The sequence below is a fragment of the Streptomyces sp. NPDC005566 genome (assembly GCF_040605575.1).
In the GTDB taxonomy this organism is placed as follows: Bacteria; Actinomycetota; Actinomycetes; order Streptomycetales; family Streptomycetaceae; genus Streptomyces.
Map to the genome: position 1 here is coordinate 143,010 of NZ_JBEXDB010000019.1, position 23,592 is coordinate 166,601.

Here is a 23,592-nt window from a genome sequence, read left to right on the forward strand (position 1 = left end):
CGTACATGTGGACGACATGTACGCGCAGCCCGCCCCGATGCGGGACGGGCCCGCCCTGTACGGCACAATTCGCAGAAATCACAAGCGAGTTGGTTGTACCGGTGCAGGAAAGGGCGGCGTTCCCCGTGGCGTTGGACGAGGCGAGGACGAGCAGCACGCACGGCGGTGGCTGTACGTGCGGCGACTGCCCGCACGGAGCACGCGAAGGACACCGGCGCGCGGTCGCGGCCTTCCTCGCCAAACGCGATGAGCTGGCGGCCGGCAAGGGCCTGCCCGCCGGGGTCGCCCAGTCCGCCTCGGCATCCCGGCAGTGGGTGTCGGACGAGCTGACCGAGTCCGCGCGCACGGTCGCCGAACGCAGCCGCGAGGCCGGCGACGCCTGGCTCCACGTGGTCTGGCAGCGCACCCTGGTCGCCGTCTGGGGCGGTGTCGCGCTGCTGGTCATCGGCGAGGCCGTCACCGCCATCGGCGCCGGCTGGTCCACCGCCCGCACCGCCGGTCTGGTCGCCGGACTGATCACGGCGGGCCTGCTCACCGCCGCCGCCCGGCTCCACCGGCCCCGCGGCGGCCTCCTCGCCCCGCTGATCGGTGAGGACAACCGGCTCTCCACCTCGCGCACGGTCGCCGCGTCCTGGGTCCTGCTCGCCGTCTTCGCCGTGCTCGTCCTCGCCCTCCAACTGGCCGGCGCGTCCGACCACGGCGACCGCGACGAGCTGATCGAGGGCCTGGACCTGGTGCGCTCCGCCGGAGTGCTGACCGTGCTCGCGCTGGTGTGCGCCGTCGCCGTCCTCGTACGCCGGGTGGTGACCGTACGCGTCCTGGGGCAGCGGCTGCAGAAACTGCGCGCCGACCGGCCGCGGGCCGCCGACCTGCTCACCGACGACTCCGGCCGCGGCAGCTTCACCGATGTGCAGTACGTGCTCGTCAGCGCCGTCGCCGTCCTCTTCGCAGCGGTCCGCCTCGCCCGCCGCCCGGAACAACTGCCCGACCTGCCGTGGGGCCTGGCGATCCTGGTGGTCGTCTCGGCGGCCACGTACTTCTCCGGGAAGTACGCCGAGGGCGGCCGGCCGGTCATCCTGTCGGTCGTGAGGGCCAGGGAAGCCGGAGACCTGGACGCCCCGATCCGTACCGGCGACGACATCGAGATCCGCGGAGCCGGCTTCGTGCCGCCCGGGGCGGGGAGCCCGGACCGGCTCGCGCGCGTGGTCGTCAGGATCGGCCGGGTGCACGTCCACGTACCGCTGATCCCGGTCGCCGGAGGCTTCGCCAACCCGTCCGACACGGTGCTCACCGTGCCGGTGCCGGTGGAGGTCGAACCGGGCATCGTGGACGTCCAGGTCGTCACCGCGGCAGGTGTGGAGACCAACCCCTGCCCGATCGATGTCACGGACTGAGTCGCAACCCTGGTGAGCAGCCCGTTCACCGCGTACGTATGGTCTGGTTGACGGGCCAACGGAAGGCGGAGCGGTCATGCATGGCTACGGCGGCGGTTCACACGGTCTGGGCGAGCCGAGGAGCCTTCGGGAGCGGGCGAGGCAGTACGCGCTGCTGCCCCTGCGGATCTTTCTCGGAGTCACCTTCATCTACGCGGGGCTCGACAAGCTGACCGACAGCGCCTTCATGTCGGCGAGCGGCGACGGTTCCATCGGGCAGCTGATGGAAGGGGTGCGCGACACCTCCGCGATCCCGGCCCTCGTCGACCTGGCTCTCAAGAGCCCCGAAGGCTTCGGCTACGCCATCGCGTTCGGCGAGCTCGCCGTCGGCCTCGGTACCCTCGTGGGCCTGTGGGCCCGCCTCGCGGCACTCGGCGGTGCGCTGATCTCGCTGAGCCTGTGGCTCACCGTGAGCTGGCAGACCGAGCCGTACTACTACGGCAACGACCTGATCTACCTCATGGCCTGGCTGCCGCTGCTGCTCGCCGGCGCCGCCGAGTTCTCCGCCGACGCCTTCCTCACGTCCCGGCGGCGACGCAGCCGGTAGCTCACCCACGTCACGGTCGCGGCCAGCCACAGGCCCCCGAGGAACACCGGGAGGAAGAACACCCACGGGACCGTCCACGCCCCCGCCGCGTCCGCCGTGTAGGCACCGGCCAGGGCGAGCATGACGACGCCCGCCACCGCGCGGCCGGGCCGGATCTCATGACGCAGCACGGGCGACCTCCACCTGTCCGATGCCGACTTCCATGCTCAGCTCCAGGATGCCGGACGGCTTGCTGCCCTTGACCGGTTCAAGGGTCTGTCGCGTCTGCCGGCTCGGGGAGACATCCACGTCCTCACGGAGGTCGGAGGGCAGCTGGATGTCCCCGAGGCCCGCCTCGGCGCGCAGTTTCACTGTCATCCCCTGCGGTACGACGACGAGCGCCCGGCCCGCCCCGACCTCGATCCCGGTGCGCAGGACATCGCCCTCGGGGACGGTGACCCGGGAGAGGTCGAGCCGCGCGACCCCGGTGCCCAGCTCGTACCGGGGCTGGACCGCCGCGACCGAGGCCGGCCGCCACTGCGTGCGGACCCATTCGGTGCTGATGTCCTTCGGGAGGGCCGCCGCACCCGCCAGCAGCCCCGCCGTCACCATCGCCAGCATGATCGTGCCGAACCCTGTACGGCCCAGGACCGAGGCGACCAGCAGTCCGAGGCCGAACACCGCGAGCGCGGCGGCGAGCCCGAACTGCAGGCTCGTCCCCAGTGGCTGGGTCTCCCAGCTCAGCCCCGTGCCCAGACCGCCCGCGACCAGCGCCAGCAGGAAGACGAGACCGCCGATCGACCGAGGGCCCCGGGTCCCAGGCGGACGGTAGGGGGCGCGATAGGGCGACTCCGCGGTGGCCCTGCGCCTGCCGCGGTCGGCCGCGTCGAGCACGGCGTCCACCGGACCCCACAGATAGCCGGGACCGACCGGCCCCGACGTGCCGTCCTTGACGATCGGATCCCGCCACCACGACGGGGTGCCCGGTGTCGGCGGCGCCTTCACCTCCGGCGGTGCCCCGTGCCCGGCGGTGTGCGCCGCGCCTCCCGGCGCCTGCGCCGCGGCCGCGCCCGGCGGATCCTCCGGCGCCGCCGTCCTGCGGTGCTGTGTCCATACGGAGAAGCCGATGACGGCCAGCGACAGCATCGCGGCGAACGCCAGCATCCCGCCGTTGTGCAGCATCGACAGGAGCAGACCGCAGCCCACCAGCGCGAGGAGCAGCGCTATCAGCGACGCACCCTCGACCCGGCCCGACATCAGCCTGCGCACCTCGTTCTCCTCCTCGCCCTCCACGGGGAGCAGGAGCCAGGCGAAGCCGTAGAAGATGAGCCCGATGCCGCCGGTCACCGCGAGGACGCCGAGCACGATCCGGAAGATCACCGGGTCCACGTCGCAGTACCGGCCGAGCCCGCCGCAGACCCCGGCCACCACCTTCTGCCGCGGGCTGCGCCGCAGCTGCGGTTTCGGCTCGGGTGGCGGCGCGACGCCGGGGGTGGCGCCCTGGGGAACGGTCATGGCTCCATGGTGACGGCCCGTACGCCCTTGTGGGACCCGCGACGACCCTGGCCGATCCCTGATATTGCCCCCGGGCACCCCCTCAGGGCGCTTCCGGCAACGGGATCCGGGCAGCGCGGGCATCAGGGTCGCCTCCGGGGCCGACCCTGATGCCACGACCGGCCCGGCCGTGTGACCATCGGTCCATGCCAGCCGCCACGACCCGAGCCGCAAGCTCCCACACCCTGGACCCCGAGGAGCCGCCGGTGCGCAAGCTGTACCGCAGCGCCGACGGGCGCCTGCTCGGTGGCGTCGCGCGCGGGCTCGCCGGTCATCTGGGGCTGCCCGTCGCCTGGGTCAGGTTCGTCTTCCTCGGGCTGTTCTTCGCGAACGGTCTCGGCGCCCTGCTGTACGCCGTGTTCTGGATCGTCGTCCCGCTCGGCATCGGCGGGGTCGAGGCGACGCGTTCCGTGTTCGAGACCGCCCCGGACGGGCGGCGCAGACTCCGCAAGCCCGACAAGGGCCAGGTCTTCGCCCTGGTCGCGCTGGCCGTCGGCGCCATGATCTTCGTCAGCAACGTCGACATGGGCAGCAAGGCCGACCGCTACATCTGGCCGACGCTCCTGATCGGCGCGGGCTCCGTCCTGGTGTGGCGCCAGGCCGACAACGCGCGCCGGGCCCGCTGGATCGAGGTCGGCCGCCGCCGCCGTGTACTGCACCTGGCCCGCGGTCTGGCTGGCGTCGCACTCGTCGGGCTCGGTCTCGCGGTGTTCATGGTGGTCCGCGGCTCGGCGGCCCAGCTCGGCAATGTGCTGACCGCCGCCATAGCCGTACTGACCGGCATCGCACTGCTCGCGGGCCCCTACCTCGCGCGGATGACGCAGGACCTCTCCGAGGAACGCCTGATGCGCATCCGGGCCCAGGAGCGAGCCGAGGTCGCGGCCCACGTCCACGACTCGGTCCTGCACACACTCACCCTGATCCAGCGCAACGCGGACGACGGTGGCGAGGTCCGCAGGCTCGCCCGCGCCCAGGAGCGCGAGCTGCGCAACTGGCTGTACAACCCGGAGGGCACCGGCAAGGACGAGGACGACGAACCCGAGACGCTCGCCGAGGCGGTCAAGCGTGCCGCCGCCGAGGTGGAGGACAAGCACGGCGTCCCGCTGGAGGTCGTCGTCGTCGGCGACTGCCCGCTCGACGAGAAGCTGACGGCACAGATGCAGGCCGCACGCGAGGCGATGGTCAACGCCGCCAAGTACGGTGGCGAAGGCGGCGCCGTCCAGGTCTTCGCGGAGGTCGAGGGCCGCACGGTCTTCGTGTCCGTACGGGACCGGGGACCGGGATTCGACCTGGATTCCGTCCCGGGCGACAGGATGGGCGTACGAGAATCAATCATCGGCCGGATGCAGCGCAACGGCGGTACGGCGCGACTGCGTTCGGTGCCCGGCGGGGGCACGGAAGTCGAGCTGGAAATGGAAAGGGCGAGCCAATGACCGAGAACACCGAAGCTGCCGGGGGCCCGGAGCGCCGGGTACGGGTCGTGCTCGTCGACGACCACCGGATGTTCCGCACCGGGGTCCAGGCCGAGATCGGGCGCACCGAGGAGACCGGGGTCGAGGTCGTCGGCGAGGCCGCGGACGTCGACCAGGCAGTCACCGTGATCACCGCGACCCGCCCCGAGGTCGTCCTCCTGGACGTCCACCTCCCGGGCGGCGGCGGGGTCGAGGTACTGCGGCGCTGCGCACCGATGATGGGTGCCGTGGAGAACCCGGTGCGCTTCCTGGCGCTGTCGGTCTCGGACGCCGCGGAGGACGTCATCGGAGTCATCCGCGGCGGCGCCCGCGGCTACGTCACCAAGACCATCACCGGCGCCGACCTGGTCGACTCGGTCTTCCGGGTGCAGGACGGCGACGCCGTGTTCTCTCCGCGGCTGGCCGGCTTCGTCCTCGACGCCTTCGCCTCGACGGACGCGCCGCCGGTGGACGAGGACCTGGACCGGCTGACGCAGCGCGAGCGCGAGGTGCTCCGGCTGATCGCACGCGGATACGCGTACAAGGAGATCGCCAAGCAGCTGTTCATCTCGGTGAAGACGGTCGAGTCGCACGTCTCGGCGGTGCTGCGGAAGCTCCAGCTGTCCAACCGGCACGAGCTGACGCGGTGGGCGACGGCACGGCGGCTGGTCTGAGACCGGCCGCGAGCGGGGTCGGCGTCGCGCCCCGGTTGCCGGTCGGCCCGCGTCAGCGGGCTTCCGCCGCGAGCGAGATGTTGGTCTTCTCGCCGATCCTGCGGTAGCCGATGCCCGCGTAGATCCGTTCGACCTCGGGGCTTCCCGGCTCCAGCCAGACGGCGGAGCAGCCGCGCTCGAAGGCCGTCGTGGTCAGCCAGGCGGAGAGCGCGGCGCCGATGCCCCGGCGGCGGTGGGCGTCGGCCACGGCGAGGCCGGCCAGTTCGCTGATGCCGTCGACGGGGACCGAGCAGCCGCCCGCTCCGGCGGGCTCGGTGCCGAGCAGGGCGAGCGCCGCGACGCCCTTGCCGGCCACCGCGGCGCGCAGCCAGGCGATCCCGCCCTCGTCGGGGCCGCCTTCGCCGCCGAAGCCCGTGTGCTGGACCGCGGCGGCCGCGGTGAACTCCGCGTCGGTGACGGGTTCGGTCACGCGGAGCCCGTCCACCGGCTTCGGCGGCAGGAACCCGGCCGGGGTGCAGGCCAGTACGGGCGCGTGGTTCTCCACGGTGAAGCCGGCGGCCAGCAGGGCCGGTTCGACGGCGGGGGCCCAGGAGGGCAGGTACTCCAGGCGCGGCAGCCGGTCCCGCTCCCGGAATGCCGCGACGAGGTCGTCGATGTCCCCGGCGGTGGGCTCGGCCCCGCGGTCGGGGATGGCGTAGTTGGCGTACTTCAGGTTCCAGCCCGGGTTGTGGCGCACCGTGAAGGGGCCCACCCGGTAGTGGTCGGGGGAGCGGAGGGTGAGCGTTCGCGCGTAGTTCTGGACATCGGTGTCCATCGGCACGGGGAGCCTTCTCTCTCTCGCTGGGCCGGTCGGCGCGGAGCCTATGCCACCCGGGTCGCTCCCGCGAAAGGCATTTCGGTGATCGGCGCGATGCGCACCGGCGCGCCGGGGCGGGGGGCGTGGATCATCTGTCCGCCGCCGATGTACAGCCCGACGTGTGTGACGCCCGAGTAGAAGAAGACCAGGTCGCCCGGGGCCAGTTCGGAGCGGGAGACACGGCTGCCCGCGTTGATCTGCGTGTAGGTGGTGCGGGGCAGCGAGACGCCCGCGGCGTTCCAGGCGGCCTGGGTGAGGCCGGAGCAGTCGAACGAGGACGGGCCGGTGGCACCCCAGACGTACGGCTTGCCCAGTGCCCCGTAAGCGAAGTCGACGGCCTGCGCGGCACGGGCGTTGGGGGCGCTGACGGAGCCGCGCGGGGTGCTGCGGTCGGCCCGGACGGCGCTGCCGCCGTGCTGGGCGTCGGCGGAGCGCTCGTAGTCGGCGCGCTGGGCGGCCGTGAGGGTGGCCAGGAGCCTGCGGGCTTCGGCCAGCTTGGTGCGGACCGCGCTCCGGTGCTTCTTCAGCTCGGCCTGGCGGTCCGCCAGCGCGGCGAGCTCCTCGTCGGCCCGGGCACGGAGCTGGGCGACCTCGTTGAGCTGCCTGCGGACGCCGTTGACCGCGCCGGCCTGCCGGTCCCCGGCCCGATCCAGGTAGGAGGCGCGCTCCAGGTACTGGTCGGGGTCGGAGGAGAGCGCAAGCTGGACGGCGGGGTCGAGGCCGCCGCTGCGGTACTGCGCGGCGGCGAACGAGCCGAGGGCGTTGCGCGCGGCGTTGAGGCGCTCCGTCCGGCGGGCGGCCTCGTCGCGCAGGGCGTCCAGGGACTTGGTGGTCGCGGTCGCCTTCTCCTTCGCGCCGTTGTACTGCTCGGTGGCGACCTCGGCGTCGTGGTAGAGCCGGTCGACCTTGGACTTCACCTGGGCCGGGGTGAGCTGGGGCTCGGCCTGGGCGGCGCCCTCGAAGGCGGTCGCGGTAGCCGCTCCGGCCAGGGCCAGGGTGGCTGCGGTGCGGGCAGCAGGCCCGGTGAACGGACGCTGCTTGGGCTTGCGGTGAGCGGCTTTGCGTTGGGCGGCCACGGGGGCGCGGGTCCTTCCGTTCGACTGCCCGTCGGGGGGTACCGGCGGGCCCGCCGGTACCGGTGCCGGGCCACCACAGGGGGAGTGGCCCGCCACCGGAACCTGGCGGGGTGACCGGGGTGCCGCCCGGTACGGGAGCGGCGGTGAAGATTCGGTCACCTGGGAGGGACGCTAAACCCGAGGCACGGGGAAGAGTCGTAATGACAGCTATTGCCCCTATGTGACGTTTCGATCAACGCAAATGACCGGAAATACCAGCTGTAGTCGGGCAATTCGCACGGGTCGAGAGCGAACTCATAGGGAATTAGTACCTAGCTGAAGACTGGTGATATGGACGCGGCTACGCTGCGGCCATGGACGTACTCATCAATGTCTTCGTCGCCCTGCACATCATCGGAATCGCCTCCCTGCTGGGTGGGTTCCTCACTCAGATGAAGGCCATGGGGGAGGGTGCCGCGCGGTTCGGACCCGCCATGCTGCACGGTGCGCTGATGATGCTCGTCACGGGTTTTGCCCTGGTCGGGTTCAATCGGCTCGACGACCAGCCGGTGAACAACGTCAAGATCGGCATCAAGCTGCTGATCCTGGTCGTGATCCTGGCGCTCGTCTACGTGAAGCGGGACGAGGAGAAGGTCGACAAGGGCGCCTTCATGGCCGTCGGCGGGCTGACGGCCGCCAACATCTTCATCGCCACAGTCTGGACCTGACCGGGCAGCCCTACGGGCCCGGTGTCCGCCGGGCCCGTAGGCAGTTCCGTCAGTGCGCTCAGTGCGCTCAGTGCGCTCAGTGGGCTCCGCGTTGTTATGCCGGGCGCACGCTGCCGTAGATCGGCATGTAGTAGATCGACTCCTCGCGCACGTTCGCGCCCGGCTTCGGCGCGTGGATCATCATTCCGTCGCCCTTGTAGATGCCGACGTGGCTGATGTCGTCGTAGAAGAAGACCAGGTCCCCCGGCTTCAGATCCGCGGTGGCCACCCGGGTGCCCACCTCGACCTGGTCCCAGGTGGTGCGGGGCAGGTCGACGCCCGCCGCCTTCCACGCGGCCTGCGTCAGCCCGGAGCAGTCGTACGAGGACGGGCCCGTCGCCCCCCAGACGTACGGCTTGCCGATCTGGTCCCGTGCGAAGGCCAGGACCTTGTCCGCCTTCGACGCGTAGCTGCTGTCGGAGCCCGTGCCGGTGCCGGTGTCCGCCTCCCCCTTCGAGGCCTCCTCCGCGGCTGCCTTGTCCGCCTCCGCCTTCGCGGCGGCGGCCTGCCGGCGCGCGAGGTCCTCCGCCTTGCGCTTGGCCTCCGCCTCCTTCTTGCGCTCCAGCTCCGCGAGCCGCGCCTTCTCCTCGGCGGTCAGCTCCGACAGCAGCGTGCGCGCCTCGGCCAGCTTGTTCTGCACCTGCTGCTTGCTGGTGCGCAGCGTGGTCTGCGACTCGGTGAGCGTCTGCAGGCTCTTCGTCGCCTCGACCCGCTTGGTCGCCGCCTCGCTCTGCTGCGTACGGAAATCGGCGACCGCCTTCTGCTGCTGGCTGGTCATCCGGGCCATCAGCTGGTCCTGGTCGAAGTACGACTGCGGGTCGTCCGCGAGGAAGAACGTGGCCGTGGGGGCTATCGCTCCGCTGCGGTACTGCGCGGCCGCGTAGTTGCCCAGTTCCCGGCGCGTCTCGTTCAGCTTGTCGGCGCGCTTGGCCGCGGCCTCGAGGAGTGCGTCGACCTTGGAGCGCTGCTGGGTGGAGGCCGCCTTCGCCTTGTTGTACTGCTGGGTCGCCGTTCCCGCCTGGCGGTAGAGGTCGTCCACCTTCTTCTGTACTTCCTCGATGCTGGGCTTGGGCTCCGCCGGGGCGGCCGTCGCGCTCTGCGTGGAGAGCAGGGTGACGGACGCGAGCGCCGCCGTCGTGAGACCGACGGCGGGGGAGCTGGTGCGCACACGGGTGCGCGGTTTGCGATGCGACGCCAAGGCCGGCATCTCCTTCCGTGGACCGCCTACCGGGTTAGCTGTCGGGTTCGGGCGGAACGGAAGGCTGCCCTACGGTCCAGCGGGACGGACCGATTCACCCCGGTGCTGCGTGTGGGTCCCCGGTTCCGGACTCCCCTGCGGGAGTGACGGATTCAGCGAGGGTGCCCGCGTGGCGTGGTTCGCCTCAAGGGGGTAACGGTCACCCGTCGGAGCACGCTAGCCAACCCGTGGCGTCCCTGTGAAGGTTGATGGCCGATATGCCCGATACATTTCCGTGACCTTTCTGGATTGAGCTGTCCCGCAGCGGGAACAGTCGCCGAATCCCTACGCACTGTGGGCAATCCGTCTCGGTGCGCGCACAGATCTGGCCCTCGTGCGGAATGCGGCCCCAGGGTGTCGGTGCGGCCGCCTAGACTCGTCAGGCGATGAGCAGCCTCTTTGACGACAGTTTCCTGACCGGCCTCCAGCAAGCGGACGAGGGCCCCCCGCCACCCCCCGAGGACCACGCACCCGAAGCGGTGCCGGAGGACCTCTTCGGGGGTGTCTTCGACGGGCCCCCGCCCCCGCGCGAGGCCTATTACCGCGACGGCGCCCCGCGCCCCGTCGTCGACTCCGCCGCGCTGCTCGACGGGCTGAACACCGAGCAGCGCGCCGCCGTCGTGCACGCGGGATCCCCGCTGCTCATCGTCGCCGGGGCAGGCTCGGGCAAGACCCGGGTGCTGACGCACCGGATCGCCCACCTGCTGGCCGAGCGCGGGGTGCACCCGGGCCAGATCCTCGCGATCACCTTCACCAACAAGGCCGCGGGCGAGATGAAGGAGCGCGTCGAGCAGCTCGTCGGACCACGCGCCAACGCCATGTGGGTCATGACCTTCCACAGTGCGTGCGTGCGGATCCTGCGCCGCGAGTCGAAGCGCCTCGGCTTCACCTCGTCGTTCTCGATCTACGACGCCGCCGACTCCAAGCGGCTGATGGCACTGGTCTGCCGCGATCTCGACCTCGACCCGAAGCGCTATCCGCCGAAGTCGTTCACGGCGAAGGTCTCGAACCTCAAGAACGAACTGATCGACGAGGAGACCTTCGCGGGGCAGGCCGCGGACGGCTTCGAGAAGACACTGGCCCAGGCATACGCGCTCTACCAGGCGCGGCTGCGCGAGGCCAACGCCCTGGACTTCGACGACATCATCATGACGACGGTGCACCTGCTCCAGGCGTTCCCCGATGTCGCCGAGCACTACCGCCGCCGCTTCCGGCACGTGATGGTCGACGAGTACCAGGACACCAACCACGCGCAGTACACCCTCGTGCGCGAGCTGGTGGGCCCGGCGGGCGAGGCCGACGCCCCGGGTGAGCTGTGCGTCGTCGGTGACGCGGACCAGTCGATCTACGCCTTCCGCGGCGCGACCATCCGCAACATCCTCCAGTTCGAGGAGGACTACCCGGACGCGAAGACGATCATGCTGGAGCAGAACTACCGCTCCACGCAGACGATCCTGTCCGCGGCCAACGCCGTCATCGAGCGCAACGAGAGCCGCCGCCCCAAGAACCTCTGGACGAACGCGGGCGCCGGTACCCGGATCACCGGTTACGTCGCCGACACCGAGCACGACGAGGCCCAGTTCGTCGCCGACGAGATCGACCGGCTGACGGACGCCGGGGACGCGAAGGCCGGAGACGTCGCCGTCTTCTACCGCACCAACGCCCAGTCCCGTGTCTTCGAAGAGATCTTCATCCGCGTCGGGCTGCCCTACAAGGTCGTCGGCGGAGTGCGCTTCTACGAGCGCAAGGAGGTCAGGGACGTCCTGGCCTACCTGCGGGTCCTCTCCAACCCCGAGGACACCGTCCCCCTGCGCCGCATCCTCAACGTGCCGAAGCGGGGCATCGGCGACCGGGCCGAGGCGATGATCGACGCCCTGTCGATGCGCGAGAAGATCTCCTTCCCGCAGGCGCTGCGCCGCGTCGACGAGGCGTACGGCATGGCGGCCCGCTCGTCCAACGCGGTGAAGCGGTTCAACACGCTGATGGAGGAGCTCCGCACGATCGTGGAGTCCGGCGCAGGACCGGCGGTCGTGCTGGAGGCCGTCATGGAGCGGACCGGCTATCTCGCCGAACTCCAGGCGTCCACCGACCCGCAGGACGAGACCCGTATCGAGAACCTCCAGGAGCTCGCCGCCGTCGCCCTCGAGTTCGAGCAGGAGCGGGCGCAGGACGAGGGCGCGGGCACGCTCGCCGAGTTCCTGGAGAAGGTCGCGCTCGTTGCCGACGCCGACCAGATCCCCGACGAGGACGAGGACGGCTCCGGTGTCGTCACCCTGATGACGCTGCACACCGCCAAGGGCCTCGAATTCCCGGTGGTGTTCCTGACCGGCATGGAGGACGGCGTCTTCCCGCACATGCGCGCGCTGGGACAGGCGAAGGAGCTCGAGGAGGAGCGCCGGCTCGCCTATGTGGGCATCACACGTGCCCGTGAGCGGCTGTACCTGACCAGGGCCTCGATGCGCAGTGCGTGGGGGCAGCCTTCGTACAACCCGCCGTCGCGGTTCCTGGAGGAGATCCCGGACCAGCACCTGGACTGGAAGCGCAAGGGGCCGATGGCGGCTCCGGCAGGACCCACGTCGGGGATCACGTCGTCGCTGTCCTCGTCGCGATCCAAGTCGGGGCCCTCGGGCTTCGCGACCCGGCGCACCTCGGACAAGCCCGTGGTCACCCTGGTGGTCGGGGACCGCGTCACGCACGACCAGTTCGGGCTGGGTACGGTGACGGCGGTCGAGGGGTTCGGCGACCAGGCGAAGGCGACGGTCGACTTCGGGGACGAGCGGCCGAAGAAGCTCCTCCTGCGGTACGCGCCGGTCGAGAAGCTCTGATCAGTTGGGGTTGACGCCGTGGCTGCGCAGCCACGGCGTCGGGTCGATCGCCGCGCCGCCGCCGGGCCGCACCTCGAAGTGCAGGTGCGCACCGGTTGAGTTGCCGGAGTCCCCGGCGTACCCGATCACGTCGCCGGCCTTGACCGAGCCGGAACGGATCCTGGTGCTGCTGAGGTGGCAGTACCAGGTCTCGGTACCGTCGGCCGCGGTGACGATGGCCATGTTCCCGTAGGCGTTGTTCCACTGCGTGCGTACGGTGCCGTCGGTCGCCGCCATCACGGAAGTGCCGTACGAGACCGGGAAGTCGATGCCGGTGTGGACGGACATCCAGTTCACGCCGGCCTGACCGTAGTACGCGCTGAGGCCGTGCTGCTTGACCGGCAGGACGAACTTGGGGCGCGCGGCCTCGCGGCGGGCGGCCTCCTCCGCGCGCTTCTTCTTCTCGGCGGCCTGCCGCTCCTTCAGGTCGATGCGCTCCTGGGTGCGGCTGGCGCGGTCCGCGAAGTTCTCCGCGTCGGCGCTGAGGTTGGCGAGCTGGGTGTCCAGCTTGTTGTTGGCCACGACGGGCTCCACGGTGCCCGGGTCGGCGGCAGCCACGGTCGTGGTGTCGTCCTTCTGCTCATCGCCACCGACACCGCTCACGGAGGCGGCGGCGATGCCGGCGACGCTCATGACGCAGGCGGAGGGGACAGCGACGGTGAGGAGGGCGGAACGCTTGGCAGGGGTGCGGCGCCGGCCTCGGCTGCCGCCACCGCGCGGGGCGGAACGGCCCACGGGACGCTGGGCGGTGGAGGTGCGGGCCGCGGGGATGTCGGTGTCGCCGTCGCCGTGGGACGGGTGTGCGGTGCCGGTGGCTTCGGCGGCCGGGTCTGGCTCGTCGGCTTCCGGGGCTCCGTCGGTGTCGGTGCCCGCGAACTCGGCGGACTCCGTGTAGTCCGCGGTTTCGGTGTACCCGTCGGTGTCCGAGTGGTCCGTGGTCCCGGTGTACCCGTCGGTGTCCGAGTAGTCCGTGGTCCCGGCGTACCCCGAGGTCCCGGTCCCGGCGTCGTGGGCGCTGAACTCGGCGGTCCCGTATGCCTCGTAGGGCGCCGACCCGTGTTCGTACGAGGGGTACGACGTGTGTTCGGGTGCGTACGCCGTGTCCTCGGGCGTGGCGCCGGTGTTCCAGGCGGTGGCGTCGTACGTGCCGGTGTCGACGGTTTCGTAGGCGCCGGCTCCGTAGCCGGGAGTCTCGAAGACCGGGGCCGCGTAGGTGCCCGTGGCGTAGGACGTGTCGCTGAACGTCGTGGTGGGGAAGGCGCCGGTGTCGCTCGTTGCCCACTGGTCGGCCTGGCCCGTGTGGTCCCAGCCGGTGGTGTCCCACTGGCCCGTCGCCTCCGGGGCGCCGGCCTGCGGGGTGGCCCCGCCGTCGGGCAGCCAGGTGGCGGTGGTGTCGTACGTCTGCTGGGCCGGATGGGCCTGGGTGCCGTACGCGTCGTACGGGGCCTGCTGAGCCTGCTGGTGTCCGCCGGTGTCCCACTGGGCGGGGTCGTACGGGACGCTCTGGCTCTGCGGCTCTGCCGGATACGCGTTTCCGTAGCCGCCGTAGGTGGCGTCGTACGCAGTCGTATAACTGCTCTCGTACGTCTCGTGACTGCCGTCGTGATGACCGGGAAGAGTCCCGAAGAGCGGGTCGGTGTCGAAGCTGCCGGTGGAGTGACCGTCGTATCCGACGTACCCGGCGTGGGGGTGCTGGTCGTTCACCAACTTCTCTCTCGCCTCGGCAGCAGGACCTGTTTCCGGGATCCGGTGGGGGGAACCCGGGTGAGCAGTGGCCGCGACTGTACCCGGCGGTACGCGACGACGACAATCTTCGGCAGGTTCCGTTCGCTCAGGAAACGGGCAATCGGCCGCCTTTCGGTGGACTGGAGAGGCAGCCTTGGCTCTATGTTCGAAGTTTGTTCTATTCGTCAGGCGACGGAAGCGGCTCCCCGGGTGCCGATGACCGCGTCGTCGGACTCGAGCGCCTGACGGATCGCGGCCGCGACGGCGGGATGCACCGGCAGTGCGAGATGGCCGATGCCGGTCACACGCACGTTCTGTGCGTCGAGGTCGGGGTGGTCGACGCAGGCCGTCTCGACGGGGAGCATGACCCGGTCCAGTTCGCTCCAGAAACTGATGAACCGGGTCCGGCAGCCCTGAGCCGGCAGGCGCAGTTCCTCGATCAGGGGGGAGCCACTGCGCATCTGGCGCACGATCGGATGCGCGCCGGCCAGCGGGGCTGCGGCCGTGCCGCTGTGCGGCGTGCCGAGGGTGACCAGGGTGCGCACTCTCCGGTCGCCGCCCAGCCGCTGTACGTAGTAGCGCGCGATCAGGCCGCCGAGGCTGTGCCCGACGATGTCGACCTCGGTGTGTCCGGTGCGGGCGCAGATCTCCTCGACATGGCGGTCCAGCAGCTCTGCCGCCGTGCGGATGTCGCAGGTCAGAGGCGAGTAGTTCAGCGACTCGAGATGCCGCCAGCCGTGCCGGGCCAGGGAGCGGCGGAGCAGGACGAAGACCGAGCGGTTGTCGATGAAGCCGTGCAGGAGGACGACCGGCGGCCGGTCGAAGGACCGGGCCGGGAGGGCGGTGGTGTTGTCCGCCGAAGGAGTGGCGTGGGGGGTGTCCGGGTGAGCGGGGCTCCGCCGGTCACTGCCGGTCGCAGGGCCGGTTTCGAGGCCGTTCTCAGGGCCGGCTTCGTGCCCGGGGCCCGGAGGGGCTGTGGGGAGCCGGCGCTCGGGGGTCATGCCGGTGGGGTAGATGAGGAGGTGCCCTGCGAGGATCACCAGCTCCAGTGCGGTGGCTCTGACCAGCGCCGATGTCAGTCGGCTCGGATGCAGGCACGACTGGCGCAGCAGTAGGGGAAGGAAGGACAGGACCTTCATGGCCGACCTCCTGCACTGGCATGCGGCGGAGGCGGCTCCCTGCCCCGTATGCCCTCACGGGGTGTCGCTGCGGAGGTGGCTACGGCCCTGGTCGGCCGGAGGTCGTACCACCGTGCCGTGCGGCTGACGGCGCGGTGGTACGACGACCTCGTTGCGGCTCCCCTGTACGACGGTCCCTGCGCGGCCGTGGGCCGTGTGATGCGGGGAGCGACGCTTGGCGAACATGTCCCAATGTGTGATTTCCCCCTCCCGGTCCACCGCGAAACGACGCCGTGCGGGATGCTGTGGATAACGTTCGTTCACATCCCCGGCCCTTCAGGCACGGGAGACGCATGTGGAGGCAGTGATGGGTGTGACCGGTCCGATCCGAGTGGTGGTGGCGAAGCCGGGCCTCGACGGCCACGACCGCGGGGCCAAGGTGATCGCGCGGGCGCTGCGCGACGCGGGTATGGAGGTCATCTATACCGGGCTCCACCAGACCCCCGAGCAGATCGTGGACACGGCGATCCAGGAGGACGCCGACGCGATCGGGCTGTCGATCCTCTCCGGTGCGCACAACACGCTCTTCGCGAAGGTCATCGTGCTGTTGAAGGAGCGCGAGGCGGAGGACATCAAGGTGTTCGGCGGCGGCATCATTCCCGAGGCGGACATCGCGCCGCTGAAGGAGCAGGGCGTGGCGGAGATCTTCACGCCGGGTGCGACGACGGCTTCGATCGTCGCCTGGGTGAACGCGAACGTCCGCCAGCCTGCGGGGGCCTGAGCAGGCCCTCTTCTCCTGGTGCCGGCTCGCGGAAACCTGAGCACGCCTGTCCCGGACCCGGGTCCCCGGACCCGGGTCCGGGGCCGAGCAGGCTCGCTCCCGGGGCCGGAGAGCCGGAGCCGGGAGCGGGAGCCGGAGCCGGGCCCCCGGACCCGGGGCAGGGCGCCGCGCGGCCGCCGGTACGCCCTGGTGTGCCCCGGCGGGGCTCGGCGTCCGGCCCTCAGTTCGTTGTGCGCATGCGCTGTTCTGCGCCGTCCTGCGCTCGGCCCGTCACGCTGTCCTGCGCCAGTTCCGCGTCCATGGCCGCGCGCAGACGCAGGGTGGAGACCAGTCTCCGGAACGCCTCCGACCAGTAGCCACCCGCACCGGGCGACGCACCTTCCGGCTCGTCCGGCGTGGTGGTGAGCACCTCGAGCCGGTCCGCCTCGGCAGGGTCGAGGCATCGCTCGGCCAGACCCATGACCCCGCTGAAGCTCCATGGGTAGCTGCCGGCGTCCCGGGCGATGTCCAGCGCGTCGACCACCGAGCGGCCGAGCGGCTCGGCCCAGGGGACCGCGCAGACGCCCAGCAGCTGGAATGCCTCCGACAGGCCGTGCGCCGCGATGAAGCCGGCCACCCAATCCGCCCGTTCGGAAGCGGGCAACGTGGCGAGCAGCTTCGAGCGTTCGGCCAGAGAGGCCGTTCCGGGACCGCTCGCCGGAGGCGTCGAGGGGGTACCCAGCAGGGCGCGCGCCCATTCCGGATCCCGCTGTCGTACGGCTGCCCGGCACCAGGCCGCGTGCAGCTCCGCCCCCCAGTCGTCGGTGACGGGCAGGGCGACGACCTCCTGGGCCGTACGTCCGCCGAACCGCTCCCGCCAGACGGCGAGCGGGGTGGCCTCCACCAACTGGCCGAGCCACCACGAACGTTCGCCCCGCCCCGACGGGGGCACCGGTGCCACGCCGTCGCGCTGCATGGCCGCGTCGCACTCGTGCGGGGCTTCCACGGCGATGGCCCCTTCGCCGCCCGTTCGGTCCGGGTTCACGCAGGAGGTGGCGCGGTCCGCCATCCGCCGGGCGAGGGCCGACTCCGGCAGGGCCGACAGCAGCTCGGCAGCGGTGGAGCGGACATTGCGGCTGCGGTCGGACAGGGCCTCCTCCAGGAACGCCTCGTCGCCGTCCGAGAGACCGGTGCGCAGGGAGTCGAGGAACATCAGCCGGTCCTCGGCACGCTCCGTGGACCAGGTGGTGGCGAGCAGGGCACGGGCCGCTGCGGGATCCTGCGCCCGTACGGCTCCGAGCAGCGCGACCCGCTCCGCGAACAGGCCTTCCTCCCAGAGCCGGCCCACCGCCTCCTGGTCATCGGTGGCCGGCAGACGCGAGCGGTTCGCGGACGCGCGGAGCGCGAATTTCCACTCCGGATTCAGAGCCGCCAGCCAGAGCCCGCGCGGCCCGGCGAACGCCAGCGCGTGCGGCCGCAGATCCGTGCGCGCCCGGGCCGCGTCCAGCAGTGCGGGCAGCAGCTCCGCGGGAGCGCGGAATCCACGGGCACCCGCGGAGGCCAGCCACTGGGGGATGAGCTCGGTGAGATCGGGGGCCGTCCCCCGGCGCCCGCTGCCGGAGGGTGCGGAACGGTCGGCGAGCAGCTGGGCGAGGCGGCGCCGAGCCGCCGCCGGAAGCGGCGGGCGCGGATCGGGGGGCGCCGCTTCCGGCACGGCGGCCCCGATGGCCGGCAGCAGCGCCGCCCGGCGCCGCACGGTGTGGAGCGCCGCCGCATCCAGCAGCGCGGCGGGGCCGTCCGCCGGTCCGCCTCCCGTGGGCGGCGGGCGCCGGTCGGTGCCGAGCAGCGCCGAGGTGACGAGCTCCTCCCAGGGGGCGTTCACGGGCGCGCCGGCCGTTGTCGTCGTGGACATTCGATCTCCTCCGGTTGTCGCGTGAGAGGGCTTCAGGGGTGTCAGACGAGCGCCACGGTCGCGCCCGCGCTGTCGTCGGAGGCTTCCGCGCACCAGGCGGCCAGCGGGTCGAAACCGCGGTGGCCGCACTCCCCGAAGACCGTCACGGGACCGCCTCCGGACAGCGCGACGAGCTTCCACAGGCCCGGCCGCGACAGCCCGGACGGGGCGATCGGCAACGCGGATCCGTCCGCCGCGCCGACCAGTTGCCAGCCGTCCCCGGACGGCACGGGTATGACATCGCGCAGGGTGGCCGGCCACGAATCCAGCCAGGGGTCGTCCAGCAGCGCCCGCCCGTACGCGGTGACGGCATCTCCCGTGGTGCCGCCGGGCGGCGGGGCCGCCACGGCGACGGGTGCGCCGAACTGCGGCCCCAGCTCGCCCCGTAGCCGCCCGCCACCTGGATACGGCGTGACTTCGGCGTCGATCGTCACGCCCACCGGCAGTGCCTGTCCGGGGGAGCGACCCGCCGCCCCGAAGGAGAGCAGCAGGGCGGTGCGCCCCGACTCCTCCCCGTGCAGCCAGATGCGGCGGGTGACGATCTTGCCGTCCTGAGTGTCGTACTGGGCGAGGACCAGCCACCGGTCGCGGACCGCCGGTCCCTCGGCCGGGGAAGTCAGCCCCACTCTCGTACGGACCGTCGCTGCGAGTGGCTCGGGCAGCCGGTCCAGCCCGAGCCACGCCGTGTCCAGCAGATGCAACAGGGCGCACTCCTCGAGCAGGCGCACGGGCCAGCCGGGGCCCGACGCCGGGATCGCGCCCAACTCCCGTACGCGCCCGGCGAGCCCAGGGGCCTGCGCGTCGACCATGCGGGCCGCGGTCTCCTCCCACAGCGCGTATCCCGAGCGGTCGGCCGTCGCGAGGCCCCCGCGCAGCAGGTCGGTGAGACGCTGCTCGAGCTCCCGCGCGCCCCCTGTGATCCGCCCGGCCCGACGGTCGGCGCGCCGTCTTGCCGCCTCCGGATCGGCAAGGCCTGCGGCCGTGTCCTTGCCCGCGGCCGGTGGCGCGGCCCGCTCCGCCGCACGCCTGCGCCGGCCCTCCAGCCACTCCTCGGCCCACTCGGGTGCCTCGCCCTCCTTCAGCGCGGAGCCGTCGGAGGCCCAGAGCAGCAGCAGCCCCAGCGCGTGCTTGCACGGGAACTTCCGGCTCGGACAACTGCACGTGTACGCGGGGCCCGTGGTGTCTATCACCGTGCGGTACGGCTTGCTGCCGCTGCCCTTGCACAGCCCCCACACCGTCCCCGCACCGCCGTGGCCGGCCTCGGACCACGGACCGGCCCTGCCGAGCCTGTTCCCCGCCTTGCGTGATGCGTCGTCAGGAGCCAGGGCCAGTACCTGCTCCACCGTCCAGCGCGCCACCGGACCGGTGGCGCCTGAGGGTTCTCCCCCGTGAGATAGCAGCATGGGAACGACGGTAGGCCGCCCCACTGACAATCGACTCCGACTGCGATTCCTGCTGCCCCGCAGGCACTTGACTCCGCGCAATCCATACGCTTCTCCTTGAATGAGGGCATCAGGCAACCAACTCGGGGGATTCCGTATGAACCGCATCGTTCGCTCCGCTCACCTCAGACACACCCGTATCGCTCGAGCCGTCGTATGCGCCGCCATCGCAGGCGGTCTCACACTCGGCCTGGGCGCCTGTACCGACTCCGTGGACAGGGCGGTCGACGAGACGTACGAGGTGACCTACGAGGTCACCGGCACCACCGTCGACGAGATCCAGTTCCACGGCGGCGGGGGCAAGGCCATGGAACCGGAGATCGAGACCGTCAAGTCGCCCACGCTGCCCTGGAGGAAGACCGTCACGCTGCGGGGCATCATGCCGTCCGCTGTCATGCCGATCGCCCTGGGCGAGGGTGCGAACGACGTCACCTGCACGATCACGCACAAGGGCAAGGTCATCGAGGAAGCGAAGGGCGAGACGCTCCTGACGGGCGGCGGCTGCGTCGCGGTCTCGCCGGTCACCGGCTGACGCCCCCCGCGTCGGTCCGCGGGACCGGCTGCCGTCAATCGGCCCCGGCCCCGAGGCCGGGGCCGATTGTCAGTGGCATGGTGCACGGTGGAAACCACATCGGGTCGAACGATCTGGAGGGGGATCCATGACTGTGTCCGTACGCACCGCTGTCGCCGCCGCAGAGGCCGGCGGCGAGGCCCTGAGGCCGCACGCCGAGGACGCCTTCGCCGACGAGCTCAAGGCTCTCGCCGCTGCCGACGACCGCCCCAGGCCGGTTCGTTGGCGCCTGTCGCCGTGGGCCGTCGCCACCTACCTGCTCGGCGGGACGCTCCCGGACGGGACACTGATCACACCGAAGTACGTGGGCCCTCGGCGCCTCGTCGAAGTTGCCGTGACCACGCTCGCCACCGACCGGGCCCTGCTCCTCCTGGGTGTGCCGGGCACCGCCAAGACATGGGTGTCCGAGCACCTCGCCGCGGCGGTCAGCGGAGACTCGACGCTGCTCGTCCAGGGCACGGCGGGGACACCGGAGGAAGCCGTTCGCTACGGCTGGAACTACGCGCAGTTGCTCGCCCACGGGCCCAGCCGCGACGCACTGGTACCGAGCCCGGTCATGCGGGCCATGTCCGACGGGATGACCGCCCGGGTGGAGGAGCTGACCCGCATCCCCGCCGATGTGCAGGACGCGCTGATCACGATCCTCTCGGAGAAGACGCTCCCCGTTCCCGAGCTGGGTCAGGAGGTCCAGGCCGTCCGCGGGTTCAACCTCATCGCCACGGCCAACGACCGCGACCGCGGAGTCAACGAGCTGTCCAGCGCCCTGCGCCGCCGGTTCAACACCGTGGTGCTGCCCCTGCCCGCGACACCCGATGCCGAAGTGGACATCGTCTCCCGGCGCGTCGACCAGATCGGGCGCTCGCTCGACCTGCCCGCGGCCCCCGACGGCATGGCCGAGATCAGGCGCGTCGTCACGGTCTTCCGGGAGCTGCGCGACGGCGTCACCACGGACGGCCGCATCAAGCTCAAGTCCCCGTCGGGGACCCTGTCCACGGCCGAGGCCATCTCCGTCGTCACCAACGGACTCGCGCTCGCCGCCCACTTCGGCGACGGTGTGCTGCGGCCCGGCGACGTCGCGGCCGGCATCCTGGGCGCGGTCGTCAGGGACCCCGCGGCGGACCGTGTGGTCTGGCAGGAGTACCTGGAGACCGTGGTCCGGGAACGGGACGGCTGGAAGGACTTCTACCGCGCCTGCCGCGAGGTCTCCGTATGACGGCCGCCCTCCGCCCGGCTGTGCGGGAACGCGCAGGCGGACCGCTGCTGCTGGGGGTCCGTCATCACGGGCCCGGATCCGCGCGGGCGGTGCGGGCCACCCTGGACCGCGTACAGCCGCGTGCCGTCCTCATCGAAGGGCCGCCCGAGGCCGACGCGCTGCTGCCGCTCGCCGCCGACGAGCAGATGCGGCCGCCCGTCGCGCTGCTCGCCCATGCCGTGGACGACCCGGGGCGTGCCGCGTTCTGGCCGCTGGCCGAGTTCTCACCCGAATGGGTCGCGATCCGGTGGGCGCTCGCGCACGAGGTCCCGGTGCGCTTCGTGGACCTGCCCGCCGCGCATTCCCTGGCCATGTCGGAACAGAACGAGCAGACGGAACAGGACGATCGGGCCGGGAGCCGGCCGGGCGACGCCCAGGTCATCGATCCGATCGGCGTCCTCGCCCGGACCGCCGGCTACGACGACCCGGAGCGCTGGTGGGAAGACGTCGTCGAACACCGTGGCACCGGAGATGTTCCGGAAGACCCGCGGGCACCTTTCGAGGTGCTCGCGGAGGCGATGACGGCGCTGCGCGAGGCGTACGGCGACGGAGGGCACCCCCGAGACGCCGTCCGGGAGGCGTACATGCGCATTCAGCTGCGTGCCGCCCGCAAGGAGTTCGGTGACGACATCGCCGTCGTCTGCGGTGCCTGGCATGTCCCCGCCCTGGCCGCGAGGACGACGGTCGCCGCCGACAGAGCTCTCCTCAAGGGGATTCCCAAGGTCAGAACCGAACTGACCTGGGTGCCGTGGACCCACCGCAGACTCGCCCGGCACAGCGGATACGGCGCGGGCATCGACTCCCCCGGTTGGTACGGGCATCTGTTCGGCGCGCCCGACCGGCCCGTCGAGCGATGGATGACGAAGGTGGCCGGACTCCTGCGCGACGAGGACAGGTTCGTCTCCTCCGCCCATGTCATCGAGGCCGTCCGGCTCGCCGAGGCGCTGGCCGCCATGAGGGGCCGCCCGCTCCCAGGACTGACCGAGGCCACCGACGCGGTCCGGGCCGTCATGTGCGAGGGGTCCGACGTGCCGCTCGCCCTCGTGCACGACCGGCTGGTCGTCGGGGAGACCCTCGGCGAGGTACCCGACAGCGCCCCCGCAGTGCCCCTGCAGCGAGACCTGACGCGCCTGCAGCGCACCCTCCGGCTCAAACCGGAGGCGAAGGAGCGGGAACTGGACCTCGACCTGCGCAAGGAGACCGACTCGGCCCGCAGCAGACTGCTGCACCGGCTGGGACTCCTCGGAGTCGGCTGGGGCGACCCCGCCGCCGGCCGGGGGAGTACGGGGACGTTCCGGGAGAGCTGGCGGCTGCGCTGGGAGCCGGAACTTTTCGTACGGATCGCGGAGGCCGGGGTGTGGGGTACCACGGTGCTCTCCGCCGCGACCGCCCGGACCGAATCGGACGCCGTCTCGGCGACCGCCCTCGCCGACGTGACCGCGCTCGCCGAACGCTGCCTGCTGGCGGACCTCCCCGACGCGCTGCCCGTTGTGATGAGGGCCCTCGCCGACCGGGCCGCCCTCGACGCGGACGTGGGCCACCTCGCCGACGCGCTGCCCGCCCTGGCCCGGTCCCTGCGGTACGGGGACGTGCGGTCCACGGACACGGCCGCACTGGGAGAGGTCGCCGTCGGTCTCGCCGAGCGGATCTGCGTGGGCCTGCCGCCCGCGTGCACCGGTCTCGACGCGGACGGCGCGGCGCAGCTGCACCGCCAGGTCGACGGTGTGCACACAGCGATCGGCCTGCTCGCCGGAGGAGCCGTATCCGCCCAAGGGCTGCGGGAGCGCTGGGCAGGAGTGCTGCACAGGCTGTCCGCCAGGGACACGGTCGCGGGTGTGATCCGCGGCCGTGCAACGCGCCTGCTGCTCGATGACGGGCGGCTCGCCGAGGACGACGCGGCCCGGCTGATGGGGCTGGCCCTCTCGCCCGGAACACCACCGGCCGACGCCGCCGCATGGATCGAGGGCTTCGTCGGCGGGGCGGCGGGCGGCGGCATGCTGCTCGTCCACGACGAGCGGCTCCTCGGACTGGTGGACGCCTGGCTGACCGGCGTACCGGCGGAGATGTTCACGGACGTACTGCCGCTGCTGCGCCGTACGTTCTCGGTCTACGACCCCGGTGTGCGGCGCACCCTGGGCGAGCTCGTCCGCCGGGGTCCGGACCCCGGGAGGGCGCTCGGCGGTGCGGAGGCGGCAGCACCGGGCTTCGGCGCCGGACTCGACGCGGAGCGTGCGGACGCGGTCGTTCCGGTGCTCCGGCTGCTGCTCGGAGCCGACCCGGACTCCGGAAACGGAGCCGGCCGCGTTGCGGGAGCGGAACGGGTGGCGGCCGGATGACAACGGACACATCCGGCCGG

19 protein-coding genes and 1 riboswitch are annotated in these 23,592 nt (G+C 71.9%); of the genes, 10 read left to right on the forward strand and 9 right to left on the reverse strand.

Annotated elements, in window-relative coordinates; all coding sequences use genetic code 11:
- Positions 1-125 precede the first annotated feature (125 nt).
- The gene (locus ABZS61_RS27930) at positions 126-1,394 is read left to right on the forward strand and encodes a hypothetical protein (RefSeq protein ID WP_356426896.1); all 1,269 of its coding nucleotides are present in this window, start codon (positions 126-128) and stop codon (positions 1,392-1,394) included.
- A gap of 76 nt (positions 1,395-1,470) precedes the next feature.
- Positions 1,471-1,980, forward strand: a complete 510-nt coding sequence (locus ABZS61_RS27935; RefSeq protein ID WP_356426899.1) for a DoxX family protein — start codon at positions 1,471-1,473, stop codon at positions 1,978-1,980.
- On the opposite strand, the gene ABZS61_RS27940 is transcribed toward ABZS61_RS27935, so the two are convergent.
- Both ABZS61_RS27940 and ABZS61_RS27945 read right to left on the reverse strand, forming a co-directional pair.
- Positions 1,887-2,150, reverse strand: a complete 264-nt coding sequence (locus tag ABZS61_RS27940; protein ID WP_356426902.1) for a hypothetical protein — start codon at positions 2,148-2,150, stop codon at positions 1,887-1,889. The two genes, ABZS61_RS27935 and ABZS61_RS27940, sit on opposite strands and share 94 nt — an antisense overlap.
- Positions 2,137-3,474 (reverse strand): PspC domain-containing protein, encoded by a 1,338-nt coding sequence (locus ABZS61_RS27945; RefSeq protein WP_356426905.1) that lies wholly within the window; start codon positions 3,472-3,474, stop codon positions 2,137-2,139. Before ABZS61_RS27945 ends, ABZS61_RS27940 begins: the two co-directional genes overlap by 14 nt.
- Positions 3,475-3,659: 185 nt before the next feature.
- Here ABZS61_RS27945 and ABZS61_RS27950 point away from each other — a divergent pair, with 185 nt between their 5' ends.
- Together ABZS61_RS27950 and ABZS61_RS27955 are read left to right on the forward strand one after the other, a co-directional pair.
- Positions 3,660-4,946, forward strand: a complete 1,287-nt coding sequence (locus ABZS61_RS27950) for a PspC domain-containing protein (protein ID WP_356426908.1) — start codon at positions 3,660-3,662, stop codon at positions 4,944-4,946.
- Complete coding sequence (locus ABZS61_RS27955) at positions 4,943-5,638, forward strand: response regulator transcription factor (protein ID WP_073744370.1); 696 nt, start codon at positions 4,943-4,945, stop codon at positions 5,636-5,638. Before ABZS61_RS27950 ends, ABZS61_RS27955 begins: the two co-directional genes overlap by 4 nt.
- A gap of 52 nt (positions 5,639-5,690) precedes the next feature.
- Here ABZS61_RS27955 and ABZS61_RS27960 read toward each other — a convergent pair whose 3' ends face one another.
- Together ABZS61_RS27960 and ABZS61_RS27965 are read right to left on the reverse strand one after the other, a co-directional pair.
- Entirely contained in the window at positions 5,691-6,452 is a 762-nt protein-coding gene (locus ABZS61_RS27960) for a GNAT family N-acetyltransferase (RefSeq protein ID WP_356426912.1), read from the reverse strand.
- A 47-nt stretch (positions 6,453-6,499) separates the two neighbouring features.
- The gene (locus ABZS61_RS27965) at positions 6,500-7,570 is read right to left on the reverse strand and encodes an NlpC/P60 family protein (RefSeq protein ID WP_356426916.1); all 1,071 of its coding nucleotides are present in this window, start codon (positions 7,568-7,570) and stop codon (positions 6,500-6,502) included.
- Between the two features lie 353 nt (positions 7,571-7,923).
- On the opposite strand from ABZS61_RS27965, the gene ABZS61_RS27970 reads away from it, so the two are divergent.
- Complete coding sequence (locus ABZS61_RS27970; RefSeq protein WP_356426919.1) at positions 7,924-8,277, forward strand: hypothetical protein; 354 nt, start codon at positions 7,924-7,926, stop codon at positions 8,275-8,277.
- 94 nt (positions 8,278-8,371) lie between these two features.
- Here the strand turns inward: ABZS61_RS27970 and ABZS61_RS27975 are convergent, their stop codons facing one another.
- Entirely contained in the window at positions 8,372-9,523 is a 1,152-nt protein-coding gene (locus tag ABZS61_RS27975) for an NlpC/P60 family protein (RefSeq protein ID WP_356426922.1), read from the reverse strand.
- Positions 9,522-9,682: riboswitch (cyclic di-AMP (ydaO/yuaA leader) on the reverse strand. (Overlaps the previous gene by 2 nt.)
- A gap of 257 nt (positions 9,683-9,939) precedes the next feature.
- Here ABZS61_RS27975 and pcrA point away from each other — a divergent pair.
- A complete protein-coding gene (pcrA, locus tag ABZS61_RS27980; RefSeq protein ID WP_356426925.1) occupies positions 9,940-12,378 on the forward strand; it encodes a DNA helicase PcrA in 2,439 nt (812 codons plus the stop codon).
- On the opposite strand, the gene ABZS61_RS27985 is transcribed toward pcrA, so the two are convergent.
- Positions 12,379-14,121 (reverse strand): M23 family metallopeptidase, encoded by a 1,743-nt coding sequence (locus tag ABZS61_RS27985; protein WP_356426928.1) that lies wholly within the window; start codon positions 14,119-14,121, stop codon positions 12,379-12,381.
- Between the two features lie 206 nt (positions 14,122-14,327).
- Positions 14,328-15,281, reverse strand: coding sequence for an alpha/beta fold hydrolase (locus tag ABZS61_RS27990; protein WP_356426931.1), 954 nt, complete (start codon positions 15,279-15,281; stop codon positions 14,328-14,330).
- A gap of 346 nt (positions 15,282-15,627) precedes the next feature.
- Here ABZS61_RS27990 and ABZS61_RS27995 point away from each other — a divergent pair, with 346 nt between their 5' ends.
- Positions 15,628-16,041, forward strand: a complete 414-nt coding sequence (locus tag ABZS61_RS27995; protein ID WP_329208178.1) for a cobalamin B12-binding domain-containing protein — start codon at positions 15,628-15,630, stop codon at positions 16,039-16,041.
- 220 nt (positions 16,042-16,261) lie between these two features.
- On the opposite strand, the gene ABZS61_RS28000 is transcribed toward ABZS61_RS27995, so the two are convergent.
- Together ABZS61_RS28000 and ABZS61_RS28005 are read right to left on the reverse strand one after the other, a co-directional pair.
- A complete protein-coding gene (locus ABZS61_RS28000; protein WP_356426935.1) occupies positions 16,262-17,932 on the reverse strand; it encodes a DUF5691 domain-containing protein in 1,671 nt (556 codons plus the stop codon).
- 41 nt (positions 17,933-17,973) lie between these two features.
- On the reverse strand, positions 17,974-19,374 hold the full coding sequence (locus ABZS61_RS28005; protein WP_356426938.1) for an SWIM zinc finger family protein: 1,401 nt from the start codon (positions 19,372-19,374) through the stop codon (positions 17,974-17,976).
- A gap of 136 nt (positions 19,375-19,510) precedes the next feature.
- Between ABZS61_RS28005 and ABZS61_RS28010 the strand changes: the two genes are divergently transcribed.
- The 3 genes from ABZS61_RS28010 (at position 19,511) to ABZS61_RS28020 (ending at position 23,572) form a co-directional block, all read left to right on the forward strand.
- The gene (locus tag ABZS61_RS28010) at positions 19,511-19,945 is read left to right on the forward strand and encodes a hypothetical protein (RefSeq protein WP_356426941.1); all 435 of its coding nucleotides are present in this window, start codon (positions 19,511-19,513) and stop codon (positions 19,943-19,945) included.
- A 127-nt stretch (positions 19,946-20,072) separates the two neighbouring features.
- The gene (locus tag ABZS61_RS28015; RefSeq protein WP_356426943.1) at positions 20,073-21,197 is read left to right on the forward strand and encodes an AAA family ATPase; all 1,125 of its coding nucleotides are present in this window, start codon (positions 20,073-20,075) and stop codon (positions 21,195-21,197) included.
- Positions 21,194-23,572 carry a DUF5682 family protein gene (locus ABZS61_RS28020; RefSeq protein WP_356426946.1) on the forward strand — a complete coding sequence of 793 codons (2,379 nt, stop codon included), beginning with the start codon at positions 21,194-21,196 and terminating at the stop codon, positions 23,570-23,572. Before ABZS61_RS28015 ends, ABZS61_RS28020 begins: the two co-directional genes overlap by 4 nt.
- Positions 23,573-23,592: the final 20 nt, after the last annotated feature.

Excerpts from the sequence above, each read along its gene's own strand:
- ABZS61_RS27935 (WP_356426899.1), top strand. The coding sequence starts at position 1,471 with ATGCATGGCTACGGCGGCGGTTCACACGGTCTGGGCGAGCCGAGGAGC.
- ABZS61_RS27945 (WP_356426905.1), bottom strand. The coding sequence starts at position 3,474 with ATGACCGTTCCCCAGGGCGCCACCCCCGGCGTCGCGCCGCCACCCGAG.
- ABZS61_RS27950 (WP_356426908.1), top strand. The coding sequence starts at position 3,660 with ATGCCAGCCGCCACGACCCGAGCCGCAAGCTCCCACACCCTGGACCCC.
- ABZS61_RS27955 (WP_073744370.1), top strand. The coding sequence starts at position 4,943 with ATGACCGAGAACACCGAAGCTGCCGGGGGCCCGGAGCGCCGGGTACGG.
- ABZS61_RS27960 (WP_356426912.1), bottom strand. The coding sequence starts at position 6,452 with ATGGACACCGATGTCCAGAACTACGCGCGAACGCTCACCCTCCGCTCC.
- ABZS61_RS27970 (WP_356426919.1), top strand. The coding sequence starts at position 7,924 with ATGGACGTACTCATCAATGTCTTCGTCGCCCTGCACATCATCGGAATC.
- ABZS61_RS27975 (WP_356426922.1), bottom strand. The coding sequence starts at position 9,523 with ATGCCGGCCTTGGCGTCGCATCGCAAACCGCGCACCCGTGTGCGCACC.
- pcrA (WP_356426925.1), top strand. The coding sequence starts at position 9,940 with ATGAGCAGCCTCTTTGACGACAGTTTCCTGACCGGCCTCCAGCAAGCG.
- ABZS61_RS27990 (WP_356426931.1), bottom strand. The coding sequence starts at position 15,281 with ATGAAGGTCCTGTCCTTCCTTCCCCTACTGCTGCGCCAGTCGTGCCTG.
- ABZS61_RS27995 (WP_329208178.1), top strand. The coding sequence starts at position 15,628 with ATGGGTGTGACCGGTCCGATCCGAGTGGTGGTGGCGAAGCCGGGCCTC.
- ABZS61_RS28000 (WP_356426935.1), bottom strand. The coding sequence starts at position 17,932 with ATGTCCACGACGACAACGGCCGGCGCGCCCGTGAACGCCCCCTGGGAG.
- ABZS61_RS28005 (WP_356426938.1), bottom strand. The coding sequence starts at position 19,374 with ATGCTGCTATCTCACGGGGGAGAACCCTCAGGCGCCACCGGTCCGGTG.
- ABZS61_RS28010 (WP_356426941.1), top strand. The coding sequence starts at position 19,511 with ATGAACCGCATCGTTCGCTCCGCTCACCTCAGACACACCCGTATCGCT.
- ABZS61_RS28015 (WP_356426943.1), top strand. The coding sequence starts at position 20,073 with ATGACTGTGTCCGTACGCACCGCTGTCGCCGCCGCAGAGGCCGGCGGC.
- ABZS61_RS28020 (WP_356426946.1), top strand. The coding sequence starts at position 21,194 with ATGACGGCCGCCCTCCGCCCGGCTGTGCGGGAACGCGCAGGCGGACCG.